The sequence below is a fragment of the Nonlabens sp. Asnod2-A12 genome, assembly GCF_045063745.1.
Taxonomy (GTDB): Bacteria; Bacteroidota; Bacteroidia; order Flavobacteriales; family Flavobacteriaceae; genus Nonlabens; species Nonlabens xylanidelens.
In genome coordinates this window covers 2,595,870-2,619,698 of sequence record NZ_JBEFOB010000003.1, presented here as the reverse complement: position 1 = coordinate 2,619,698, position 23,829 = coordinate 2,595,870, and the positions used below count along the sequence as shown (strand labels likewise).

The window sequence follows — 23,829 nt, the reverse complement described above, 5'->3', positions numbered from 1 at the left end:
ATGCTGACTATATAATAGGTGAAATATCATATCAGGAATAAATCAATTCACCCCATAAGTTATGTCGTTATCATCTAGCAGTTGCAACAGCTCTGCACTGACGTTTACCTTTTGTAATCTAGCAGACATATCTATAGAGATCTTTTCTTCATGATCTTTTAAATTAAAGAGCAGTCTATGATCTCCTTGATGTTTATCTAGTGCGTCTTTTAATAGAGCAATGCGTTCTTCTAGTATTTCACTTACATGAAATTCTATAGTAAGTTTCTTTGCAGCTTGCGCCATGACATCTTGTAACTGTGCCATCTGAACAAATAAAATACGTGGATCTCGCGGCTTACCAGTATTCTTATCTATCCAGCCTTGTTGTATTTTAACCTTGGCATGTAAGAAACTATTAGGCACTAAAAAGTGTCTGAATTTTAAATAATCCTCACCGAACATTCTGAATTCAAAGGACTCGTCATAATCCTCCATGGTAAAAATACCCCAAGGTTTATTTGCTTTACTCATCATGTGTCGTGCCTCAGATATCACCCCACAAAATGTAAGCTCTCTATTTACCAGAGGTGTGAGATCTTTCATAGCAGCGAGGTTTGCATTACAAAAGAATTTCATCTCTCGTTTATAATCATCTAGTGGATGACCAGATATGTAAATACCTACTACTTCTCGTTCTCTTTTCAATTTCTCCATCGTTCCCCAATCTTCACAAACAGGTAATTGTGGCTCTGGAATTTGCACATCGCTGGCCTCACCAAAAAGGCTTACTTGAGCACTGTTCTCATTTTCTTGAAACTTCTGTGCATACTTAACTACTTGTTCTAAGAATATCTGTCCGTTATCAAATTCGTGGAAAAATTGCGCACGATTCTCTCCACCTAATCCGTCAAAACCACCGCTTAAAGCTAGTGCTTCAAAAGATTTTTTATTTGCAGCACGCAAGTCTATACGCTTTGCCATATCAAAGATGCTCTTATAATGACCATCTTTTCTATTTTCAATAATAGTCATTACCGCACCATGGCCTAAACCTTTTACAGCTCCCATACCAAAACGTATCGCTCCTTTAGGGTTTACCGTAAATTTATAGTTAGATTCATTTACATCTGGACCTAATACATCAAGTCCCATGCGGCGACACTCATCCATAAATTTAGTCACATCCTTGATCTGGTTCATGTTGTTAGACAAGGTTGCTGCCATAAACTCTGCTCCATAGTTTGCTTTTAAATAAGCTGTTTGATAGGCTATCCATGCATAACAGGTAGAGTGAGATTTATTAAAGGCATAAGATGCAAAGGCTTCCCAGTCTTTCCATACTTTTTCTAATACCGTACGGTCGTGACCATTTCCTTCTCCAGCATCTAGAAATTTAGGCTTCATTTTTTGTAGCGTTGCCATTTGCTTTTTACCCATAGCTTTTCTCAAAACATCGGCATCACCTTTTGAAAAGTTAGCTAGTTTTTGAGACAGTAGCATTACTTGCTCCTGATAAACCGTAATACCATACGTTTCTTTAAGGTATTCTTCCATCGCATCTAGATCATAAACGATCTCTTTACGACCATGTTTACGATCAATAAATTCTGGAATATATTCTAGTGGACCAGGTCTGTACAAGGCATTCATGGCAATAAGATCGGCAAATTGAGTAGGTTTTAACTCTCTCATATATTTTTGCATCCCCAAACTTTCATACTGAAAAATGGCAGTAGTCTCTCCACGCTGGAAAAGCTCATAAGTCTTCTCGTCGTCTAGCGGTATAGATTCTATATCCAGCTCTATTCCATGACGTTCTTTTATAATCGCAACAGTATCCTTAATCTGGCTCAAGGTTTTTAATCCCAAGAAATCCATCTTAAGCAGTCCAGCACTTTCTACGACCTCGTTATCAAACTGAGTCACATAAAGATCTGAATTTTTTGCTGTTGCTACAGGAACAAAATTAGTAAGATCATCTGGTGTAATGATCACACCACAGGCGTGTACACCGGTATTTCTCACACATCCTTCTAGAATTCTAGCTTTCTGTATAGTTTCTGCGATAAGATCATTTCCCTCAGCTAGGCTTCTTAATTCTCGCACCATGTCTGCATCATCACCACGGAATTTTCCTGCGATTTCATTATCTTCTAGAGCAAACATTTTCTTCAACTTAGCAAAATCAGGAATTAATTTTGCCACACGGTCTGCGTCTTGTAATGGTAAATCTAGTGCTCGAGCCGTATCTCTAATAGACGACTTTGCAGCCATCGTACCATAGGTAATAATTTGTGCTACTTGTGACGCTCCATATTTCTCAATAACGTAGTCCATTACTTTGTAACGGTTCTCATCATCAAAATCTATATCAATATCGGGCATGGATACACGATCTGGATTTAGGAAACGCTCAAAAAGCAGGTCGTAATGTATAGGATCTACATTTGTAATCCATAAACAATAGGCTACCACACTACCTGCGGCACTACCACGACCAGGTCCTACAGCCACATCCATGTCTCTGGCTGCTTTTATAAAATCCCAAGTAATCAAGAAATAACCAGGATAACCGGTCTTTTTAATTGTCTCTAATTCAAATTCTAGTCGTTCTTCTATTTCTGGAGTGATCTCACCATAACGTATTTTTGCACCTTCATAAGTAAGGTGTCTCAAATAGCTATTCTCACCATTCTTAGTATTATTAACCGCGTCATTTTCATCTACAAACTCTGTTGGAATGTCAAAGGCAGGTAACAGTACATCTCTCGCAAGCTCATATGCCTCTACTTTATCTACTACTTCTTGTACATTAAGTATCGCCTCGGGCAGGTCTTTAAAGAGTTCTTTCATCTCTGGAGCAGACTTGTAATAATACTCCTGATTAGGCAATCCATAACGATAACCACGGCCACGACCTATAGGCGTGGCTTGTTTTTCATTATCCTTTACACAAAGTAAAATATCATGCGCATTGGCATCTTCTTTATGTATGTAATAGGTATTGTTCGTCGCTACTATTTTCACGTCGTGTTTACGAGCAAAGCTGACTAACACCTCATTTGCGCGATTTTCATCTTCTTGACCATGGCGCATTACCTCAACATAAAGATCGTCACCAAAGTGCTTTTTCCACCACAATAGTGCTTCTTCGGCCTGATTTTCTCCTAAGTTCAAAATCTTAGAAGGTACCTCACCATACATGTTTCCTGTAAGAACAATTAGGTCTTCCTTATATTCTTCTACCAGTTTTTTATCTATACGCGGCATGTAGTAAAATCCATCTGTGTAGGCTTTACTTGCCATTTTTGCTAGATTGTGATATCCATTCTTGTTTTTGGCTAGAATCACTATCTGGTATCCGTTATCCTTGTGTGTACGATCGTACATGTCTTCACACACCTGGAATTCACAACCTATAATAGGTTTTATAGGTTCTTTTTCTTCTCCTTCTTCTGCATCTGCCAGACTCGCGTTATGTGCTTTTACCGCACGTACAAAATGGAATGCTCCCATCATGTTTGCATGGTCTGTCATGGTAACGGCATTCATATTATTTGCCGCAGCAGCTGTAACTAGATCTTTTACACTAGCTGTACATTGTAATATAGAAAACTGACTATGACTGTGTAAGTGTGCAAAACTCGCATCTCTTAATTCATTTAAGTTCTCTTTAATTTCTGCCTTAGATATCTCTGGACTATCGTTGGACTTTAATCTTTCTGATGCTTTTTTAAGATTGACATGCTTTATTCCTACCGGTGCGATGGTTGTAGGGTTGCTTTCGCGAAAGCGTAAAAAATATCCATCTTCAAAACCTAGTTGTTCTAGCGAGTACTGCTCTTTTCTAAGTAATTCTAAGAAACAACGCGTGGTTGCCTCCACATCTGCAGTCGCGTTGTGCGCTTCTCCAAAGGGCTGATTAAACAGAAACTGGTGCAGCTCTGTAAGTGTCGGTAATTTAAATTTACCGTATCGTCCACCGGGAATCTGACATAAATTTGCCGTGTGCTCTGTACAGGTATCTAGAACAGGTAACTCTTGTAAATCGTTACCTATTTGAGTGCGCTCATACTCAGCTCCAGTAACGTTAAGGTCAAATTTTAAATTCTGACCTACTATAAATTTTGTTTTACTAAGGGCTATATTAAATTTCTCTAACATCTCCACTAGAGGAATACCGTCTTTTTGAGCAAGTGCTGTAGAGATACCATGTATACGCTCTGCATCATAAGGGATGTCAAAACCGTCTGGTTGTATCAAATAATCTTGAGCCTCTATAAGGTTACCCATCTCGTCATGTAACTGCCACGCTATCTGTATAACCCTAGGCCAGTTATCTACATCTGTAAAAGGTGCATCCCAGCGTTTAGGTAATCCAGTAGTTTCTGTGTCAAAAATTAAGTACATAAGCGCGCGTTCTAAAAGATGAAATTACTTCTATAAAAGGAATTGAAAAATATTTACATAAATCTGATTATCAATAGCATGAAATCTGTAATCTAATTATTTTTCGGATTTTAAATATAGGTCTTTGAGTTGCTTTTTGAAAGTAGAGTTATGAACAATCTTAGTTAAAATTACAGCTCTTGTAAAGACTAAAGACAATTGAAAAACAAAATATTTCTTACTTATCCCGACACAATTATCACAATCTTGCAATAACATGTGATATAAATGAAATGAAATCGAGAGGCAATCGTGAATTAAAAAATCGCTATTTGTTGTGTTCAAAAACAGTAAGCCTCTATAGGATTAAAAACTCTTACTGTTTCATATAACAACTCGAACTTAATATTCAATTTTAAAATTTTATCATGAAAACAAATTTTTTATTCACCCTATTACTATCAGTAGTATTTACATCTACTGTATTTTCTCAAGGACTAGTAGATGGTTTTTTTAATCCTAAAGGCGATTTATCTGTTACGGCTAGTTATACACGCAGCACCTTTGACGCATTTTATATAGGAAAAGATAAAGTAGACCCTATACCTGCTCACAATGAAATAGATCAAGATATTTATAATTTATATGCTAAGTATTCCATCACAGACAACTTTACTGTTATTGCAAACGCACCTTATATAAGCGCACAAGGAAATGGCGCTGCAGACCCAGTAAATGGGACGACAGAGCAATCTGATTTTCAAGATATTAGTTTATATGGTAAATACAGAGCCTTCAGTACAAAACTAGGTAAAGCAAGACTAGACGGTCTAGGTGCTGTAGGTGTAACACTACCTGGCGGTTATGAGCCTAACGGGATATTATCTCTAGGTTCTGGAGCGGTAACGACTAACTTACATCTAGGTGCTCACTTACAAGCAGACTCTGGTTTATTTGCTACTGCAGTTGCTGGATACAGTCTACGTGGTGATGCAGATGATAATCTAGGTGTTAATGGTGGTAGCGATCTAGATGTACCAGATGCTTTATTATTCATGGGTAAAATAGGATATTCTAACGCACTTTTTTATGTAGAAGCATGGATGGATTACCAGTCTTCTTCTGACGGTAGAGATATTTCTGACGCAGATTTTGGCGGTAGATTTCCAGAAACAGAAGTAGATTACACACGTATAGGTGTTACTGCTTATGTACCTGTACTTCCATCATTAGGATTAAGTGCTGGATATGGAACACTAGTCGACGGACGCAATGTAGGAGATTCTAATTATTTTAATCTAGGAGTGACCTATTCGCTTTCAGTCGGTTCTAAGAAAGCAAAATAATTAGTTAGTTCTATTTTATAGAAGAGAACTCTTACATGAAAATCGCTTCTATAAACTCTAAAAAATAGGACATAAAAAAGCTCGATCTTAAAAGATCGAGCTTTTACTATTTTACACCTATTTTATTAGGCTATTTCTTCCATTGCATTTACTCTAGTTAATGCATTTTGAATAGTATCTCTATGCTTTATCAACACGTTTTTTGTTGATGGCGGCAAGGTAGTTTCTGCAATAATTTCATTGTATTCTTCTACTGCGCTTTTTTCACCTCTTACGGCCTCTTCTAGAATTGCTTCTTCATTATCTGAGGTAAAAGTAGACTTTATGTTCATCCAGGTGCGATGCGCATCTCCTTTTAAACTTGTCCCTTTTTCTGGACTCTCTCCATAACTTTTAATTTCTTCCTTTAATTCATGTCCAAAATTATAACGTTCTTCTTGCTGTTTTGAGAAAAAATCTTTTAATCTACTGCTATTCACTTGCTCTGTTGCTAGTTTATATCCAGCCTCTGCATCATAGTTTTTAGTTAGTAAATCATTTAATTTTTGGGATACTTCTTTTGTGTAGTTCATAATATTTGTTTGTATGGTTAATAATTAATTACACCACAAACATATAACAATGAACCAGTTACAAACGACCGATTAAGACAGGTTTAAAAAAAGCTTAGTAGAGATTTAAGATTAGCTTACTTTATCTTGCTTTTATGTTAAGAGATTTAAGGTTTTTATGTCTTTCAAAACAACTTCTTAAAGTAGTTTATCATTCCGCTTTCGCGAAAGCGAAACTATAGAACATAAAAAAGCCCAATCACAGGATTGGGCTTTTATACGTTTTAGTAAATGTAATAAAAATTATGAACCGCACATTTCACAGTCGTCACCATTACTGGCAGCGTCTTTTGCACGTTGCAAGATTAATTTATATTCCTCGGCAGTCATTTCTTCATTTTCTGTGATCACGTTAGTATTCACAACTGGCTGCGTTTGATTCATAACGTTTGCCGCTGCTGGCGCACTATCTTCTACAAATAGAGACTGAGACTGTACTGGAGCTGCTGCTTGAGCCTGAACAGGAGCAGGTTGTGACACTTGCTGTTGTGACACTTGCTGTTGTGCTCTTAGTGTGCTTGCTGCTTGTGCTGGCGCTGTTGTATTAAGAGTAGGAACCTCTACTGCTGCAGGTGCTGCGATAGGTGCTGCTTTCTTTTCCTTTGTTACTGTAAATTTAATTGCATCTACTGCTGCCTTTGTTCTTAGGTAATACATTCCTGTTTTTAAACCACTTTTCCACGCATAGAAGTGCATAGAGGTAAGCTTAGAAGTAGTCACGTTTTCCATGAATAGGTTTAAGGATTGCGACTGGTCGATAAAGAAACCTCTCTCGCGAGACATATCGATAATGTCCTTCATCTTTAATTCCCACACTGTTTTATAAAGCTCTTTAATATCTGCTGGAATTCCTTCTATCGCTTGTATAGAACCGTTATTTCTCATAATAGCGTTCTTCAAACTATCATCCCAAAGTCCTAGATCAACAAGATCTTTTAATAAATGCTTGTTTACTACGATAAATTCTCCTGAGAGTGTTCTACGTGTATAGATGTTAGAAGTATACGGCTCAAACGCCTCATTGTTACCAAGGATTTGAGAAGTACTGGCTGTAGGCATAGGCGCAACTAATAGTGAGTTTCTCACACCGTGTTCCATTACCTTAGTTCTTAGGTCTGCCCAGTTCCAGCGACCGCTTAAATCTGTATCATTTACATTCCACATGTTGTACTGGAATTCTCCTTTTGACATAGGTGAACCTGCAAATGTAGAATAAGGTCCTTCTTCAATAGCCATTTCCATAGAAGCCTCACAAGCTGCAAAGTATAAGGTCTCAAAAATCTCTGAGTTTAATTTCTTTGCCTCGTCACTTGTAAATGGAAGACGTAACATGATAAAAGCATCTGCTAGACCTTGAATACCTAATCCTACTGGTCTGTGACGCATGTTAGAATTTCTCGCCTCAATTACTGGGTAATAGTTGCGATCGATAACTTTGTTAAGGTTGCGAGTTACTCTTTTTGTTACTTTATATAATGCTTTGTGATCAAATGCACCATCTTTAATAAACATAGGTAATGCAATAGAGGCTAGGTTACATACTGCAACCTCGTCTGGAGATGTATACTCCATGATCTCTGTACATAGGTTTGAAGACCTGATGGTACCTAAATTCTTCTGGTTAGACTTATTATTTGCTGCATCTTTATATAACATGTATGGTGTACCTGTCTCGATTTGAGATTCTAGTATCTTATCCCATAACTCACGAGCCTGGATAGTCTTGCGACCTTTTCCTTCTTGCTCATATTTAGTATACAATGCTTCAAACTCATCTCCATGAAGGTTATAAAGATCTGGACACTCGTGTGGACACATTAATGTCCATGTAGAGTTAGTCTCTACTCTTTTCATGAAAAGGTCTGAGATCCACATCGCATAGAATAAATCGCGTGCACGCATTTCTTCTTTACCGTGATTCTTTTTAAGATCGAGGAAATCAAATATATCTGCATGCCATGGTTCCATATAAATAGCAAAGGAACCTTTACGTTTTCCTCCACCTTGATCTACATAACGTGCGGTGTCGTTATATACTTTAAGCATAGGCACAATACCATTTGAAGTACCGTTAGTACCACCTATGTAAGAACCTCTCGCACGTATATTGTGAATAGATAGTCCTATACCACCAGCGCTTTGTGAGATTTTTGCTGTTTGTTTTAATGTATCGTAAATACCTTCTATACTATCATCTTGCATCGTTAATAAGAAACAAGAAGACATTTGAGGCTTAGGTGTACCTGCATTAAATAATGTAGGTGTTGCATGAGTGAAGAACTTTTTAGACATCAACTCATAGGTCTCTATAGCTGCGTCTAAATCGTCTATATGAATACCTACAGACACACGCATTAACATGTGTTGTGGACGCTCTGCAATCTGACCGTTAATTTTTAATAAATAACTACGTTCTAATGTTTTAAACCCAAAGTAATCGTACCCAAAATCACGATTATAGATAATGGCCGAGTTCAAGCGGTCTGCATTATCTTGTATTACTTTATACACCTCGTCAGAGATCATAGGTGCAGCTTTCTCCGTACGCGGATTTACGTATTGATAAAGATCTGTTACTACGTCAGTGAAGGTCTTTTTTGTGTTCTTATGCAGGTTAGAAACCGATATACGTGCTGCAAGTCTTGCATAATCTGGATGTGCAGTAGTCATAGTTGCAGCAGTCTCTGCAGCTAGGTTATCAAGTTCACTAGTAGTAACACCATCATATAATCCATCGATTACACGCATAGCTACTTTTACAGGGTCTACATGATTACTTAAACCGTAACATAATTTACGTACTCTCGCTGTGATTTTATCAAACATCACTGGCTCCTTGTGGCCGTCTCTTTTTACTACAAACATATTGAACTGTTTTATTTGGGTTAAGAGATAAGGATTCTACTCCCTTTCTCTTGTAATTGGGTTAACATAAGTGAAAATATCTTGACATATTTTCGGTAATTTATAATGGAACAACTGTTGCAGTTGTAAGGTCTAAATAAGCTTTGCTCTAGAAATCAGCATCTAAAGAAAAAGAATCCATAGAATCTTTATCTTCTTTAGTACTGTTCATAACACCAGCTTTCTGGTACTCACCTACTCTTTTTTCAAAGAAGTTGGTCTTACCTTCCATACCTATTAAATCCATAAAATCAAACGGATTAGTCACGTTATAAACAGGCTCGCATTCTAGTTCTACTAGTAAACGGTCTGTTACAAACTCTAGGTATTGAGTCATTAATTTTGCATTCATACCTATTAAACTAGCAGGTAATGACTCTGTAATGAACTCGCGCTCTATATTTAAGGCGTCCACAATAATTTCTGTGATACGTTCTTTAGGCACTTTATTAACTAGGTGGTGATTATGTAGGTGTACTGCAAAATCACAGTGCATACCCTCATCGCGAGAAATCAATTCATTAGAAAAAGTAAGTCCTGGCATTAAACCACGCTTCTTTAACCAGTAAATAGAACAAAAAGCACCTGAGAAGAAAATACCTTCTACTGCTGCAAATGCAATAAGACGCTCTGCAAATGATGGACTATCGATCCATTTCATTGCCCAGTCTGCCTTTAATTTAATCGCAGGGAAATTTTCTATAGCTCTAAAAAGTTGATCTTTTTCTTTATCATCTTTTACATAAGTATCGATAAGTAGAGAGTAAGTCTCTGAGTGTATGTTTTCCATCATGATCTGGAAACCATAGAAGAACTTAGCTTCAGAATATTGAACTTCATTTACAAAGTTCTCTGCTAGATTCTCATTTACAATACCATCACTCGCTGCAAAAAATGCAAGAATGTGTTTTATGAAATAACGCTCGTCAGAATTAAGAGATTGTTCCCAGTCTGTAATATCAACTTGCAAATCGATTTCTTCTGCCGTCCATATACATGCCTGTTGCTTCTTATACCATTCCCATAAATCATCATGTTGAATAGGAAAAATAACAAATCTATCTGGATTCTCTTGTAAAATAGGTTCTGGAGTCGTCTGCATGTGGCCTTTAATTATCTCGTTAATTTCTTAAAACTTAAGAGTAACAAAGATGGCTAAAGTTTGAGGCGATATGGAGGTTTTAACATTTGCCTTTTTCACAAGTTTTCAACATAGAACTTTTGTGAATTATTTACCACAAAAAACTAACTGACAGCCATTTAACATATTGTTTCGATGAATGGTTTTTTACTCAATTTAGAAATGTTAAATCACTTATTTCATCACTACTGAGCCACGATTTGAAGACTTTTCCTACGTCTAGTTAGCATATTTTTTACAAGAAGTTATTCACGGTTTCACAAAAGGAGAACTATAAAAAACGCTCTTTGAAAACGCAGATTTTAAATTAACGCTCTAAAAATCCTTTGCAATTTCTTCTAATTCTGAATACCATTCCTGACCGAATTTTCTGGTCAGTGGTTCTTTCAAAAATTTATAAACTGGCACGCCTAATTCTTCACCTAGCGCACAGGCGTCGTCACAAATTTGCCATTTGTGATAATTCACCGCTTTAAAATCGGTATATTCTTGAATACGTACTGGGTATAAATGACAAGATATAGGTTTATAAAAAGTCGTTTTACCATCTCTATAAGCAGACTCTATACCACACAACGCTGTACCATCTTCTTTAAAAGTAGCATAAACACACTCTTCATTATTAACGAGTGGAGTTTCTAACTCTCCATTCTCACGTTCTATCCATGTACCTTGCTCCTCTATAACCGCAATACCTTCTGGACGTAAATAAGGTTTTATCTTCTCATACTCACGATCTAGTATATCTAATTCTTTTTGCTCTAGAGGCGCGCCGGCCTCTCCTGCTACACAACAAATTCCTTTACATGCAGTAAGATTACATACAAAGTCTTTTTCAAGAAGATCGTCTGACACAATGGTTTTTCCCAGCTGGAACATAAGGTAAATAGTTAGATTGCAAAGATAGCTTTTGAACCTGAATTTGAGATTTAATCTCAGACTCTAAATACCAAGCATATAAATAAATCGCAGATACATATGAAACGACTGCTATTATTTAGGACTGTTTCTTTAATATGTAGAGATGATTGTTCTTATATCGCTTTCGCGAAAGCGATACCTAAATAAATATTTAATAGGATTTCTAATTCATTTATATTTGCAGCACACACATCTATGTTATGAAATACAATCGCATTTTATTAAAACTATCTGGAGAAGCCTTAATGGGTGAACGACAGTACGGTATCGACCCTAAACGCCTGGCAGAATATGCTCAGGAAATAAAAGAAGTTACCGATCTAGGTATAGAGGTAGCCATAGTTATAGGTGGTGGTAACATTTTTAGAGGTGTTGCTGGAGCTAGTAATGGTATGGATCGCGTACAAGGTGACCACATGGGAATGCTAGCAACTGTAATTAATGGTCTTGCTTTACAGAGCGCTCTAGAAGATGCTGATGTACCGACTAGATTACAGACTGCGATTAAAATTAATGAAGTAGCAGAGCCTTTTATACGTCGCAAGGCGATGAGACACCTACAGAAGGGACGCGTAGTAATTTTCGGTGGTGGAACAGGTAACCCATACTTTACTACAGACAGCGCCGCTGTTCTTAGAGCCATAGAAATAGAGGCAGATGTTATTCTTAAAGGTACTCGTGTAGATGGTATTTACACTGCAGACCCAGAGAAAGATGCGTCGGCAACTAAATTTGATTTTATATCCTTTGACGATGTATTGAGCAAAGGCCTTAAAGTAATGGACACTACGGCATTTACTTTAAGTCAAGAAAATGAATTACCTATTATTGTTTTTGACATGAACACAAATGGCAACTTAATTAAGCTATTGAGTGGTGAAAACATAGGTACTAAAGTACAAATGTAAAAACGGCAATATATTTGCATAGCATATTATAAAAATACTAGTGATGACTGAAGAAATTAATTTTATACTAGATAGCGCCAAGGAAAACATGGATAACGCTATCACACACTTAGAAAAAGAACTTTTAAGTATACGTGCAGGAAAAGCATCTCCTGCCATGTTAAGCACTGTAATGGTAGACTACTACGGTAGCCAGACACCATTATCACAAGTAGCAAACGTTTCTACTCCAGACGCTCGTACGTTAACTATACAGCCGTGGGAAAAAGGTATGATTACCGAAATTGAGAAGGGAATCATGTATGCTAACCTAGGTTTAAACCCTATGAATAACGGCGAGAGCGTTATCATAAACGTACCTGCTCTTACAGAAGAAAGACGTAAGGATCTTGCAAAACAAGCAAAAGCTGAAGGTGAGGAAGCAAAAATAGGTGTCCGTAACGACCGTAAGGTGGCTATGAATGATCTTAAGAAACTTGATATTTCTGAAGATTTACTTAAAAATGCTGAAGACGATGTGCAAAACTTAACTAACAAATATGTTGCTAAAATAGACGAGCATCTAGTTGTTAAGGAACAAGAGATTATGAAAGTATAATAGATTGCTATCTATTTAACAAAACGCCAGTGTCACCACTGGCGTTTTTTTACGCTCACAATATTCTCCTAAGTACCGTAGTTTTATAACTGTGCTTATTCTATTTTTAACCTTTCTAAGCAAATCATTTTATGAAGTTAGTTTTTGGTATTTTTATCTTGCTTTTATCTATAGGTATGTTTGCACAACAGCAAAGTACCAGAGAGGCCGAGATGTTAATGACCAAGGTACTTATCTCTTCAAAAAAAAATGACCCTACTCATAAACTGAATTCCTATAAATACGATGCTTATGAGAATCTTAAGGTTTCTGGAGATCCAGAAGCACTTACCGGACCAGGATATAAAAAAACAGAATTAAGGAAAACGCTTAAGAAAACCGGAGTCTTCTTTGCCGAAAAAACATCACAACACATTTATGATGACATAGAAGGCTACAAAGAGGTTATCACTGGGGCAAACATGCCTGGATTTGAAAAACCAGTCTACCCTATTTACAATATAGATTTTCAATCAGAAAATATATATGACAACACCTACATAATATTTGACCAAGAGTTTATAAGCCCACTTAATGAAAAGGCTCCTTCTTTATATGATTTTAAAATAGAGAAAGACACGATAATTAATGACAGGCCTGTTTCTAAAATCATCTTTACTCCTAGATATAAGAAAGAAGCACAATTATTCTACGGCTCCTTATATATAGATCATCAAACTAATGGCGTAGCAAAGGCTGTTTTTAAAAAAACAGGCGATCTTAACATTATCGCATATCATGATTTTATTTATGACCCTACCACATCACTATGGTTCAACAGCTCTAGAAAACTCTATGTAAGAAAAGAGAAAACTAGAAAAGAATTAGAAATACTAGGTGCAAGACTAGAAGTAGGTATAGAAAAAAAAGTAGGTGATGATCAAAATGCTTCTGAAGAACTCTACCTTATAATAGAAGCCTTAAACTCCAATTTTAAAACCAATAAAGAAATTAATTACGGTAGAAAAGGTCTTAAAATAGAAGTACAGGACAGCGCTATAACACAACAAGAACAGTACTGGGATAAATACCGTGGAGATGACGCCTTTTCTACCACAGAGCTTGCTCGATTTATGGATCTAGACAGTATAGTCGCAGCGTCCAAAATCACTCGCAAGCTAGAAACTCTAGATAAATTTAAGGTAGGTTATTTTCCTGTCAGCTTCTTTGATGTAGATTTAAAATACTTAGTTAAATTCAATGATTACGAAGCTTTTAGAATAGGCATAGGCGGGCAAACTAATGAGAAGTTAAGTGAAAACTTTAGGATTAATGGATACCTGGCCTACGGTACTAACGATGCTGTTTTTAAACATAAAATAGGAATAGGCTACCGTATTAATAAAGAAAAAAACACCTGGTTAAACATCTATAAACAAGATGATATCAACGAGTTTGCTGCAGAAAGTTTTCTAACCGACGCAAGAGTCTACTCTCTATTTGAACCTAGATTAATTAACATACCTACTTTTTATTTGTATAAACAGTATGGAATGTCATTACAACAGCGATTATTTCCATCTGTGATTAGTGAGGTCTCGCTTTCGCGAAAGCGAGTTACCCAAACAACAAATTACCAGTTTAACCCAACTGGAGATCCTTTTTCTGAATATGTATTATCAGAAATTTCTCTAGGCGCGAGATGGAGTCCTGTCAGTGAGTTTATGCGCACACCACAAGGTTATCAAGAAATAACAAGAGGTTACCCTATTTTAAGCGGGCAAATCACACAAGGAATAAAAGGCCTCGCAGAGAGTAACTTTAATTATCTTAAAGTTTCTGGAAAAGCAGAATACACCATAAATAGGCCCAATAAAACTAGTACCGATTTTATGATAGAAGGTCATTACAGCGCTGGAGAAGTACCTTTAACACATTTGTATCACGCCTACCCTAACGCGCCTAATAAAGATGAGATCCTACAACGTTTTTCTGTAGCTGGTAGACGCAGTTTTGAAACCATGTATTTTAATGAGTTTTTCTCTGATAAACTTTTAATAGGACAGGTAAAACATAGGTTTGCTCCATTTAAGATCTTCTCGTTTTTGCAACCAGAACTGGTATTGATATCAAAAGCCGCATGGGGCGATCTAGATAACGAGCAACGTCATGAAAACATAAGCTTTAACACCTTAGAAAAAGGTTATTTAGAGAGCGGTTTTGAATTAAATAAACTCATCTTTGGATTCGGTTTAAGTGCTAGTTACCGCTATGGAGCCTATCATTTACCTGATTTTGCAGACAACCTCGCCCTCAAGTTTACATTCTACCTAGAGCTATAACAGTGTTTTAAGCATAATTAAGTCTTCATTCCTTATTTAATTACGTCTTTTAAAAGTACCTTTGCGCGCCTTAAATTGAGCCATGCAAAAGTTATTTAGTTTTAGATTTTGGAATAGTATCGCTAGACTTATACTGCGCAATAGAGAAGTGATTCTAGCCTTAATAGTTATCGCAACTATTGCACTAGCCTCACAATGGAAATACATGCAGTTTACTCATACAGAGGCTAACTTACTGCCTGACGACCATCCTGTTAATGAAGAATACAATAAATTTCTAGACAAATTTGGTGAAGAAGGAAATCTAATTATTCTAGGGGTAGAAAACAATAATCTTGACAACTACCAAAGGTTCAATGCCTGGAACGCACTAGCAGACTCTCTCGCAACATTTGAAGAAGTAGAGCTGGTCTTATCCACCTCTAACCTTCCTAATCTTACTAAAAACAACGATAACACAAAATTTATAGTAGAACCTGTTCTTCAAGAACCTCTTAAAAACGATCAAGAATTAGCTGCATTTAAAAAGAAACTTTTTAACGAGTTACCTTTTTATAAAAACCTAATCTACTCAGAAAATGATAGCGTTATACGCACCGCTGTTTATATAAAAAAGGATATCGTAAATACTATCCTGCGCAAGGATTTTATAATCGATAAATTTCAACCTGTTCTAGATCAATATGCTAGCGATAATCAGCTGGACATTAAAGTGTCTGGTATGCCGTACATAAGAACTCTTAACTCTCAAAACATAGTAGACGAGATAGGAATGTTTTTACTGGCCGCTCTAGCTATTACTTCTGGTATTTTCTTCTTTTTCTTTAGATCCTGGCGCGCTACTTTTATCTCCATAGTAACCGTGGTTATAGGTGTAATGTGGGCTTTTGGTATCTTAGGCTGGATAGGTTATGAAATTACCGTGCTTACCGCATTAATACCACCGCTTATTATCGTAATCGGGATTCCTAACTGTATATTCTTAATTAATAAGTACCAGCAAGAAATCAAGAAACACGGTAACCAGGCAAAATCTTTACAGCGCGTAATTACTAAAGTCGGTAACGCCACTTTAATGACCAACCTAACCACTGCCAGTGGATTTGCTACATTCATCTTTACACAAAGTAAATTGTTAGTAGAATTCGGTGTAGTAGCAAGTATATGTATTATCGCCATATTCTTACTTAGTTTAATGATCATACCCATCATTTATAGTTACCTCTCTATTCCTAAAGAGCGTCACTTAAAACACTTAGGTAAAACATGGATCAACAAATTTGTAGACTGGAATGAACGCATGGTAAAAAAACAGCGCATTCCTATTTACATTACTAGCGTAGTAGTTCTTATTTTAAGCTTTATAGGTATATATCAGATCAAAGTTTCTGGTAGTCTCATTGAAGACATGCCTAAAAGCATGCAATTCTATAAAGACATTAAGTTTTTTGAAGAAAGCTTTGACGGTATCATGCCATTAGAAATACTAGTCGAGAGTAAAAATGAAAAAGTAACTTCCCTAAAGACACTTAAAAGACTTAATAAACTAGAAGAACACATTATTGAGACTCCAGAACTGTCTAGACCTATGTCCATCGTATCTGCTGTAAAATTTAGTAAACAGGCACATTATGGTGGCGATCCAGAGTACTTTGACCTACCATCTACTTATGATGCAGTTACTATGTCTAAGCTGGTAAAGAAAAGCTCTAACGACATCTCTTTAATGAAAAGCTTTGTAGACAGCACCGGACAAAATGCTCGCATCACCACATTCATGAAAGATATGGGAACTGATCGCATGGAACGTGTAGAAGAAAACCTAAGAGAGAAAATTAAAACCATATTCCCAGAAGAACGTTATGAAGTAACCCTAACTGGTAAAGCACTTGTTTTCCAAAAAGGGACCAACTATCTTATCAATAATCTTATTCTATCCCTATCACTTGCAATCGTGCTTATAGCCGTATTCATGGCATGGATGTTCAAGTCTCTACGCATGATTTTTGTGTCACTCGTCCCTAACTTGTTGCCGTTATTAATTACTGCTGGACTTATGGGCTACCTAGGCGTACCTATTAAACCATCTACTATACTTGTATTCTCCATCGCATTTGGAATATCAGTGGACGACACGATACACTTTCTGGCAAAATACCGTCAGGAATTGATCGCAAACGACTGGAAGATTAAAAAGTCAGTTTATGGCGCCTTAAAAGAAACCGGTGTGAGTATGTTTTACACATCTATCGTTTTGTTCTTTGGCTTCTTAACCTTTACCGCATCCAGCTTTGGTGGTACCGTAGCGTTAGGTGCTTTGGTAAGTGCTACTTTACTTTTTGCAATGGCAGCAAACTTATTATTATTACCTAGTATGTTGCTTTCATTAGAAAAAAGTATTGCAAATGAGCGCACCTTTAAAAAACCAGCGATTCCATTAATCGCACAAGATACAGATGGTATAGAAGAGTAGGATTTTAGTTCCGCTTTCGCGAAAGCGAGATAAACACCAACACCATCACATTTACAATCATTATTAATTGTGCTTACGGCCCATAAAAATTATATTTGCCGAACTGAATTCATCAAGTAAACCAATGAAAAGAATAGCAGCAATACTCCAGTCTGATCCTAGTATGATCGAGATAACCGTAAAAGGATGGGTACGTAGTTTTAGAAACGATAGATTTATAGCATTAAACGATGGATCTACCATACATAACTTACAGGCAGTAATAGAGCCAGAAAATTATGATCGCGATCTTCTAGATCAAATTAATGTTGCCGCAGCAGTTGCTGTAACAGGTACACTTACAGAGAGTGCAGGTTCTGGACAGCGCATAGAATTACAAGCTACTAAAGTAGAAATACTTGCCACTGCAGACCCTGAAGAGGTGAAGAAAACTATATTATCGCCTAAGAAGCATAATCTAGAAACCTTAAGAGAACAAGCGCATTTACGTGTGCGTACTAACACCTTCGGCGCAGTGATGCGTGTGAGAGCAGCACTATCTTTTGCGGTACACAAATATTTTCAAGAACAAGGATTTTATCAGGCGCATACACCTATAATTACAGGTAGTGACGCAGAAGGTGCTGGAGAAATGTTCCGCATTTCTACGTTAGACCCTAAGAATCCGCCGCTGGATGAAGAAGGAAACATAGATTACAAACAAGACTTCTTTGAGAAGGAATCAAACCTTACTGTTTCTGGTCAGTTAGAAGCCGAAACGTATGCTATGGGATTAGGTCAGGTATACACCTTTGGCCCTACTTTTAGAGCAGAAAATTCTAATACATCTCGTCACCTTGCAGAATTCTGGATGATAGAGCCTGAGGTTGCATTTAACGATCTAGATGCTAACATGGACCTAGCAGAAGGTTTCTTAAAATCTGTTATTGATTATGCATTAGAAAATTGTGCAGATGATATTGCATTTTTAGAAAAAAGACAAGCCGACGAAGACAAACAAAAGCCAGCTGCAGAACGTAGTCCAATGCCACTACGTGAAAAATTAGAATTTATAGGTAAGAATAACTTTAAACGTGTTTCTTATACAGAAGCTATTGATATTCTTAGAAATTCTAAGCCTAACAAAAAGAAGAAATTCAAATATCCTATTAATGAATGGGGTGCAGACTTACAGTCAGAACACGAGCGTTACTTAGTAGAAAAGCACTTTGAATGTCCTGTAATTCTTTTTGATTATCCTGCAAAAATTAAAGCATTCTACATGCGCCTTAACGATAAGGATGCAAACGGAAATGAAACGGTAAGAGCCATGGACATCCTTTTCCCTGGAATAGGTGAAATGGTAGGTGGATCACAACGTGAAGAGCGTTATGATGTCTTAAAACAGAAAATGACCGACATGGAAATCTCTGAAGAAGAACTAGGATGGTATTTAGAGATGCGCAAATTCGGTAGTGTGGTACATAGTGGTTTTGGACTAGGGTTTGAACGTCTAGTTATGTTTGTAACCGGTATGGGTAACATAAGAGATGTAATTCCTTATCCACGTACTCCTGGAAATGCTGAATTTTAAATAGCATAAAGATTAATAAAAGTCCCGATTTCTAAATTAGAAATTGGGACTTTTTAGTTAAAATAAGTATTCACAACTCACATGATCCATGATTACTTATAATTTTAACAACTTTAGCACTTATCAAATAGGCTTTTAGTATTTTTACATAGTTAGAAAACAAACATGCTTAAACAGTCTTTAAATTTTAAATTATCTCAGAAGTTATCTCCTCAACAAATACAGTTGATGAAGTTGATACAATTGCCTACACAGGCTTTTGAACAACGTGTAAAATCTGAACTAGAAGAAAACCCTGCTCTAGACAGCGGAAAGGAAAAGTCTGAAGACGAGTACGACGAGTATTCTAATCAAGATGACTATGACGACGGTAATGAAACTATAGAAACCGACATCAATGTTGACGATTATTTAAGTGATGACGATGTTCCCGAATACCGTACAAAAGTAAATAACTACAGTGCTGACGACGACGATAAAAGCGTTCCATATGCAGCTGGTAAGTCCTTTACACAAACCTTAGTAGAGCAATTAAACACTAGAAGACTAAGTGAGCAACATAGAGCAATAGCAGAGTTTCTAGTAGGTAGTATAGACGGTAGTGGTTACATAAGAAGATCTATTGAAGACATTGCAGACGATCTTGCTTTTACTATGAACATATATACCGATGTTGAAGAGGTAGAAAAAGTTCTAGAAGTAGTTCATGATCTAGATCCTGCAGGTGTAGGAGCTAGAAGCCTGCAAGAATGTTTACTACTGCAATTAAAACGCAAAACAAAATCAGAGAGTAATGAACTAGCCATAAAGTTGATTAGAGATTACTTTGACGCATTTAGTAAAAAGCATTATTCTAAAATAATGACTAAATACGATATCAATGAAGAAGAATTACGTGACGCTATCGATGACATTGAGCATTTAAATCCAAAACCAGGAGGATCTTACACTGGTGGAAGTACAAGAATAGTAGAACAAGTAGTACCAGATTTTAATATTAGAATTAAAGATGGCGTCCTAGAATTAACTCTTAATGGTCGTAATGCTCCAGAATTACATGTTTCTAGAGATTACTCTAACATGTTACGAGGTTATAAAGAAGCCAAAGAAAAGACCAAATCTCAAAAAGATGCGGTTATGTTTATTAAACAGAAATTAGATGGTGCAAAGTGGTTTATAGACGCGATAAAACAACGTCAGGAAACACTTTTTGTAACCATGTCTACGATTATGCATTATCAAGAGGAATATTTCCTTACAGGTGATGAACGTAATTTAAAACCAATGATCTTAAAAGATATCGCAGATAAGATCAACATGGATGTATCTACAGTTTCAAGAGTTGCAAATTCTAAATATGTAGACACACCATATGGTACTAAATTGATTAAAGAATTTTTCTCAGAATCAATGACTAATTCTGATGGTGAAGAGGTTTCTACAAGAGAGATAAAGAAAATTCTAGAAACAGTTATAGGAGAAGAAAGTAAGAAAAAACCCCTTACTGATCAAAAACTAGCTGAATTGCTAAAAGAAAAAGGGTACCCTATTGCACGTAGAACTGTTGCAAAATACAGAGAACAATTAGACATACCAGTAGCAAGGTTAAGAAAAGAGATCTAGAATCTTATGAAGTGGTTTCTCACACTATGGAGCTATATAGTAAATCCTATATTCATTCCTTCTTTAGTATCCTTATGGTACTTTAACTTCAGCTATTACAGTGATGCTGATAGTGTAAAATTACAACTGTATTTAATTGTAATTCTTACCGCAGCAATACCGTTATTTATCTATAGCATATTGAAGGTCTTAGGAATTGTAAAAAGTGTACATCTATCTACTACTGGTGAGAGAATAACACCTTTAATTGTGTATGCCATTTTACTGATCATGCTATTGAGAACCGCTTTTGTCAACGGTTTACACCTATCTTTATACAACTTCTTTTTAGGTACTTTAATTGCTACAATAGTAGCAACTATACTTACATCTATTAGGTACAAAATAAGCCTTCATTTAATGGCTACAGGTGGCACATTAGGCTTTTTAATAATGCTATCTTATACTTTAGGAATTAATCTACTCTTAGAAATTGCAGCGCTAGGCATTATTTCTGGTCTTACAGCTACATCTCGATTAAGCATGAAGGCACATAATAGCCATCAACTTATATTTGGGTTTCTATTAGGACTTTTAAGTCAGGTATTAGCATTTAGTTATATGACGACATAACCAAAGAATACCAAAGCTATAATAAGTAGAATTCAATTCCGAATTTTATCGGCTGTAGATTAACACGCTCTACTCCTATTAATGCACTGTCGTCAAACAAAGTATTTAGATCGTATTGAACAAATGCGTTAAAACTACCATGACCTAAGGTCAATGTCGCAGCATATCTAAATCTATTCAACTCTGGAATAGAAGTTTTCTTAACCGAAGAAACGTCATCTTTAAAGCTTGCTCTATGAGTGAACATGTAAGATAATTTCACACCACTATATATACGCCAAAATGTAGTATTGGTAGCTGTAGAAGTACGCCATCTAAATTGTATAGGCATCTCTATTAAATTCGTGTAAAAACGATTTCTATCTACACTATCCTCATCCTCAAGAATACTAAAAACTGTTGCTCCCGAAGGGTCTTCTCCAATGAACAAATTAGAATTATAGGAATTTGTAGAAAACCCAAGACCAACGCCTAAAGCCATATTACGACGTTTATTTACCGGCATATCTCTAATAAAACCGAGACTTAAACCACCAGAAAATCCATTTTGAGAAAAAGAATCAGGCTCGTTATTAATAAGGTTAAAAGATAAAGCTAAATAAAATTGATCTTCTCTATAAAGCGAATCAACTACCGTAGGAATAGCATTTTCAGAACGTTTAATATCTTGAGCCCTTACAACTGTAAAAGCGGTTAAAAACAATAAAACAAGCAAAAATAATCTCATAATGAAAAGATAAGGCCGTAAAGTTAAAGCAAAAAAATAGCCGCTCTAAAAAAGAACGGCTATTAATATTAAATTAAAGAACTTATTATTAATTCTTTAAGTTTTTTAAAGGATCACCTTCTACTGAAGTGTAACTAATTTTAAGAGCATATGCATCTCTTAATTCTTGTTTAACATCAGTTAGAATACCAACCTGTGAATTCTGATCTACTTTTAAAGAAACAGTCATCGCATCCTTATCATCTTCGTCCATAAGATTTCTCCTAGTATTGACAAATGTCTGAACATCAGAAATTGGAGCAATTTTATCTCCTAATTGAACAACTTCAGTAAGACCATAAGTCTTTTGGAAGTTAGGACTAGGTTTACCTATGTAAATAGTAACTACCTTCTTCTTTTCCGCTAGCTTTTCAACTTGATTAGCTTGTGGTAATTTGTTTTCAATTTGTAGTTCATCATCTCTCATTACAGTCGCAACCATAAAGAAGAATAGTAACATGAAAACAATATCTGGAAGAGATGCTGTAGAAACAGCTGGTAATTCACCACTCTTTTTTTTCTTAAACTTAGACATAATTATTCTCTGTTTTGAGGTTCAGCTTCAGAAAGGTTTCTAGGAAACAATTCTCTAACTTTATCAATTTTATCTTTCAGGTCATCGTACTCAGGAGAATCTACCTCCGTTGCCGGCCAGTCTGACAATCTTTTAGTCATAGAACCATAAGTTTCGTTATAAAGGCGCTTCCCTTCTCTATCTCTTAAAATAGAATAAGCTCTTACAAGCTCATTAGTTACCGCTAGATACATCTTATAAGATGCTTGTCTATCATTAACTAGAGAAACAACAGCTTTCTTAGGATTGTCAGAAGATTCTGGATCCTTAGCACCTCTACAGTACGTACAAGCGTTTCTAGCATCTGTTCCTCCACCGTTATCTAAAAAATTAACAGTAGCATCTGTCAAATCTTTGATATCCATGTCAGCATCTTCTACAAGTAGACGATTCTCAGCATTCACTATCACCTGAAAAATATTCTTTTTCTTAATTGGTGGCGGTGGTGTCTCTGGAGCAGGTGGTGGCAATTTACTTGCGATACCACTATCCACTTCAATCGTGGTAGTAACCAGGAAGAAGATCAATAGTAGGAATGCGATGTCTGCCATCGATCCCGCGTTTACTTCTGGTGCAGATCTTCTAGCCATAATTTATTTTTTTATAAGTTTACTTACTCCTGCCCATACTATTGTTCCAACAGCAACTACTCCTAATATGTAGAACATATATAAAGAAGCACCTATCCATTTAGAAGTTCCAGCAGTTAACAGCTCTCCATCTTCTAACTCAATAACCTTGCCAGACGCATCTAAAACGCTATCATCTGCAAGAACGAAATAAGACACCAATGCAACAACTGCAAGAAGTCCAACAGAAATCAAAGATTTCTTTAAAACCTCAGCACTAGAAAAAAGTCCTTTGAAAACAAAGATTATCACTATAACAGCGATAAGAGCTAACGAAATATAAGCCAAATAGATTAATGGCGATACGGTAACAGCCTGGCTGCCTTCCGTATTTAGTTCAATTGCTTCATCACCTAAAGCTAGCGTATAGAAAAAGAATCCCATCGCTATAAGGCTCAAAAGAAGAACTAGGTATTTTAATACTTTATGTAAAACCATGATTTGTTTTTGTAATGGTT

17 protein-coding genes are annotated in these 23,829 nt (G+C 36.3%); 8 read left to right on the top strand and 9 right to left on the bottom strand.

Translation table 11 applies throughout. The features are described from left to right. Positions 1-42 precede the first annotated feature (42 nt). Positions 43-4,392, bottom strand: a complete 4,350-nt coding sequence (gene dnaE, locus ACJJVJ_RS11935) for a DNA polymerase III subunit alpha (RefSeq protein WP_405370513.1) — start codon at positions 4,390-4,392, stop codon at positions 43-45. Between the two features lie 407 nt (positions 4,393-4,799). Here dnaE and ACJJVJ_RS11930 point away from each other — a divergent pair, with 407 nt between their 5' ends. Further along, complete coding sequence (locus ACJJVJ_RS11930; protein ID WP_405370511.1) at positions 4,800-5,717, top strand: hypothetical protein; 918 nt, start codon at positions 4,800-4,802, stop codon at positions 5,715-5,717. A 125-nt stretch (positions 5,718-5,842) separates the two neighbouring features. On the opposite strand, the gene ACJJVJ_RS11925 is transcribed toward ACJJVJ_RS11930, so the two are convergent. From ACJJVJ_RS11925 to ACJJVJ_RS11910, 4 genes are all read right to left on the bottom strand, one after another. Beyond that, entirely contained in the window at positions 5,843-6,289 is a 447-nt protein-coding gene (locus tag ACJJVJ_RS11925; RefSeq protein WP_405370510.1) for a PA2169 family four-helix-bundle protein, read from the bottom strand. Between the two features lie 282 nt (positions 6,290-6,571). Further along, the gene (locus tag ACJJVJ_RS11920) at positions 6,572-9,193 is read right to left on the bottom strand and encodes a ribonucleoside-diphosphate reductase subunit alpha (RefSeq protein WP_405370508.1); all 2,622 of its coding nucleotides are present in this window, start codon (positions 9,191-9,193) and stop codon (positions 6,572-6,574) included. 148 nt (positions 9,194-9,341) lie between these two features. After that, positions 9,342-10,334 carry a ribonucleotide-diphosphate reductase subunit beta gene (locus ACJJVJ_RS11915; RefSeq protein WP_104513892.1) on the bottom strand — a complete coding sequence of 331 codons (993 nt, stop codon included), beginning with the start codon at positions 10,332-10,334 and terminating at the stop codon, positions 9,342-9,344. 354 nt (positions 10,335-10,688) lie between these two features. Then, the gene (locus ACJJVJ_RS11910; RefSeq protein ID WP_104513893.1) at positions 10,689-11,252 is read right to left on the bottom strand and encodes a DUF3109 family protein; all 564 of its coding nucleotides are present in this window, start codon (positions 11,250-11,252) and stop codon (positions 10,689-10,691) included. A 242-nt stretch (positions 11,253-11,494) separates the two neighbouring features. Between ACJJVJ_RS11910 and pyrH the strand changes: the two genes are divergently transcribed. From pyrH to ACJJVJ_RS11875, 7 genes are all read left to right on the top strand, one after another. Next, a complete protein-coding gene (pyrH, locus tag ACJJVJ_RS11905) occupies positions 11,495-12,202 on the top strand; it encodes a UMP kinase (RefSeq protein ID WP_104513894.1) in 708 nt (235 codons plus the stop codon). 43 nt (positions 12,203-12,245) lie between these two features. Further along, the gene (gene frr / locus ACJJVJ_RS11900) at positions 12,246-12,800 is read left to right on the top strand and encodes a ribosome recycling factor (RefSeq protein WP_104513895.1); all 555 of its coding nucleotides are present in this window, start codon (positions 12,246-12,248) and stop codon (positions 12,798-12,800) included. Positions 12,801-12,931: 131 nt separating this feature from the next. Then, complete coding sequence (locus tag ACJJVJ_RS11895) at positions 12,932-15,121, top strand: DUF5686 family protein (protein WP_405370505.1); 2,190 nt, start codon at positions 12,932-12,934, stop codon at positions 15,119-15,121. Between the two features lie 82 nt (positions 15,122-15,203). Beyond that, complete coding sequence (locus ACJJVJ_RS11890; RefSeq protein ID WP_405370503.1) at positions 15,204-17,594, top strand: RND family transporter; 2,391 nt, start codon at positions 15,204-15,206, stop codon at positions 17,592-17,594. 124 nt (positions 17,595-17,718) lie between these two features. Continuing rightward, positions 17,719-19,167 carry an asparagine--tRNA ligase gene (asnS, locus tag ACJJVJ_RS11885; RefSeq protein WP_405370501.1) on the top strand — a complete coding sequence of 483 codons (1,449 nt, stop codon included), beginning with the start codon at positions 17,719-17,721 and terminating at the stop codon, positions 19,165-19,167. Between the two features lie 165 nt (positions 19,168-19,332). Beyond that, entirely contained in the window at positions 19,333-20,790 is a 1,458-nt protein-coding gene (rpoN, locus tag ACJJVJ_RS11880) for an RNA polymerase factor sigma-54 (RefSeq protein ID WP_104513899.1), read from the top strand. Positions 20,791-20,796: 6 nt separating this feature from the next. Further along, positions 20,797-21,402, top strand: a complete 606-nt coding sequence (locus ACJJVJ_RS11875; protein WP_405370499.1) for a hypothetical protein — start codon at positions 20,797-20,799, stop codon at positions 21,400-21,402. A gap of 16 nt (positions 21,403-21,418) precedes the next feature. Here the strand turns inward: ACJJVJ_RS11875 and ACJJVJ_RS11870 are convergent, their stop codons facing one another. The 4 genes from ACJJVJ_RS11870 to ACJJVJ_RS11855 form a co-directional block, all read right to left on the bottom strand. Continuing rightward, positions 21,419-22,129: a porin family protein gene (locus tag ACJJVJ_RS11870; RefSeq protein ID WP_405370497.1), complete on the bottom strand. Its 711-nt coding sequence runs from the start codon at positions 22,127-22,129 to the stop codon at positions 21,419-21,421. Between the two features lie 88 nt (positions 22,130-22,217). Beyond that, positions 22,218-22,703 carry an ExbD/TolR family protein gene (locus ACJJVJ_RS11865; RefSeq protein ID WP_405370496.1) on the bottom strand — a complete coding sequence of 162 codons (486 nt, stop codon included), beginning with the start codon at positions 22,701-22,703 and terminating at the stop codon, positions 22,218-22,220. A 2-nt stretch (positions 22,704-22,705) separates the two neighbouring features. Beyond that, positions 22,706-23,332, bottom strand: a complete 627-nt coding sequence (locus ACJJVJ_RS11860) for an ExbD/TolR family protein (RefSeq protein ID WP_405370495.1) — start codon at positions 23,330-23,332, stop codon at positions 22,706-22,708. A gap of 3 nt (positions 23,333-23,335) precedes the next feature. Next, entirely contained in the window at positions 23,336-23,809 is a 474-nt protein-coding gene (locus tag ACJJVJ_RS11855) for a hypothetical protein (protein WP_146080351.1), read from the bottom strand. Between the last annotated feature and the right edge of the window lie 20 nt (positions 23,810-23,829).

Bases quoted from the DNA above. Each gene is read 5' to 3' on its own strand.
- dnaE (WP_405370513.1), bottom strand. From the start codon at position 4,392: ATGTACTTAATTTTTGACACAGAAACTACTGGATTACCTAAACGCTGG.
- ACJJVJ_RS11930 (WP_405370511.1), top strand. From the start codon at position 4,800: ATGAAAACAAATTTTTTATTCACCCTATTACTATCAGTAGTATTTACA.
- ACJJVJ_RS11925 (WP_405370510.1), bottom strand. From the start codon at position 6,289: ATGAACTACACAAAAGAAGTATCCCAAAAATTAAATGATTTACTAACT.
- ACJJVJ_RS11920 (WP_405370508.1), bottom strand. From the start codon at position 9,193: ATGTTTGTAGTAAAAAGAGACGGCCACAAGGAGCCAGTGATGTTTGAT.
- ACJJVJ_RS11915 (WP_104513892.1), bottom strand. From the start codon at position 10,334: ATGCAGACGACTCCAGAACCTATTTTACAAGAGAATCCAGATAGATTT.
- ACJJVJ_RS11910 (WP_104513893.1), bottom strand. From the start codon at position 11,252: ATGTTCCAGCTGGGAAAAACCATTGTGTCAGACGATCTTCTTGAAAAA.
- pyrH (WP_104513894.1), top strand. From the start codon at position 11,495: ATGAAATACAATCGCATTTTATTAAAACTATCTGGAGAAGCCTTAATG.
- frr (WP_104513895.1), top strand. From the start codon at position 12,246: ATGACTGAAGAAATTAATTTTATACTAGATAGCGCCAAGGAAAACATG.
- ACJJVJ_RS11895 (WP_405370505.1), top strand. From the start codon at position 12,932: ATGAAGTTAGTTTTTGGTATTTTTATCTTGCTTTTATCTATAGGTATG.
- ACJJVJ_RS11890 (WP_405370503.1), top strand. From the start codon at position 15,204: ATGCAAAAGTTATTTAGTTTTAGATTTTGGAATAGTATCGCTAGACTT.
- asnS (WP_405370501.1), top strand. From the start codon at position 17,719: ATGAAAAGAATAGCAGCAATACTCCAGTCTGATCCTAGTATGATCGAG.
- rpoN (WP_104513899.1), top strand. From the start codon at position 19,333: ATGCTTAAACAGTCTTTAAATTTTAAATTATCTCAGAAGTTATCTCCT.
- ACJJVJ_RS11875 (WP_405370499.1), top strand. From the start codon at position 20,797: ATGAAGTGGTTTCTCACACTATGGAGCTATATAGTAAATCCTATATTC.
- ACJJVJ_RS11870 (WP_405370497.1), bottom strand. From the start codon at position 22,129: ATGAGATTATTTTTGCTTGTTTTATTGTTTTTAACCGCTTTTACAGTT.
- ACJJVJ_RS11865 (WP_405370496.1), bottom strand. From the start codon at position 22,703: ATGTCTAAGTTTAAGAAAAAAAAGAGTGGTGAATTACCAGCTGTTTCT.
- ACJJVJ_RS11860 (WP_405370495.1), bottom strand. From the start codon at position 23,332: ATGGCTAGAAGATCTGCACCAGAAGTAAACGCGGGATCGATGGCAGAC.
- ACJJVJ_RS11855 (WP_146080351.1), bottom strand. From the start codon at position 23,809: ATGGTTTTACATAAAGTATTAAAATACCTAGTTCTTCTTTTGAGCCTT.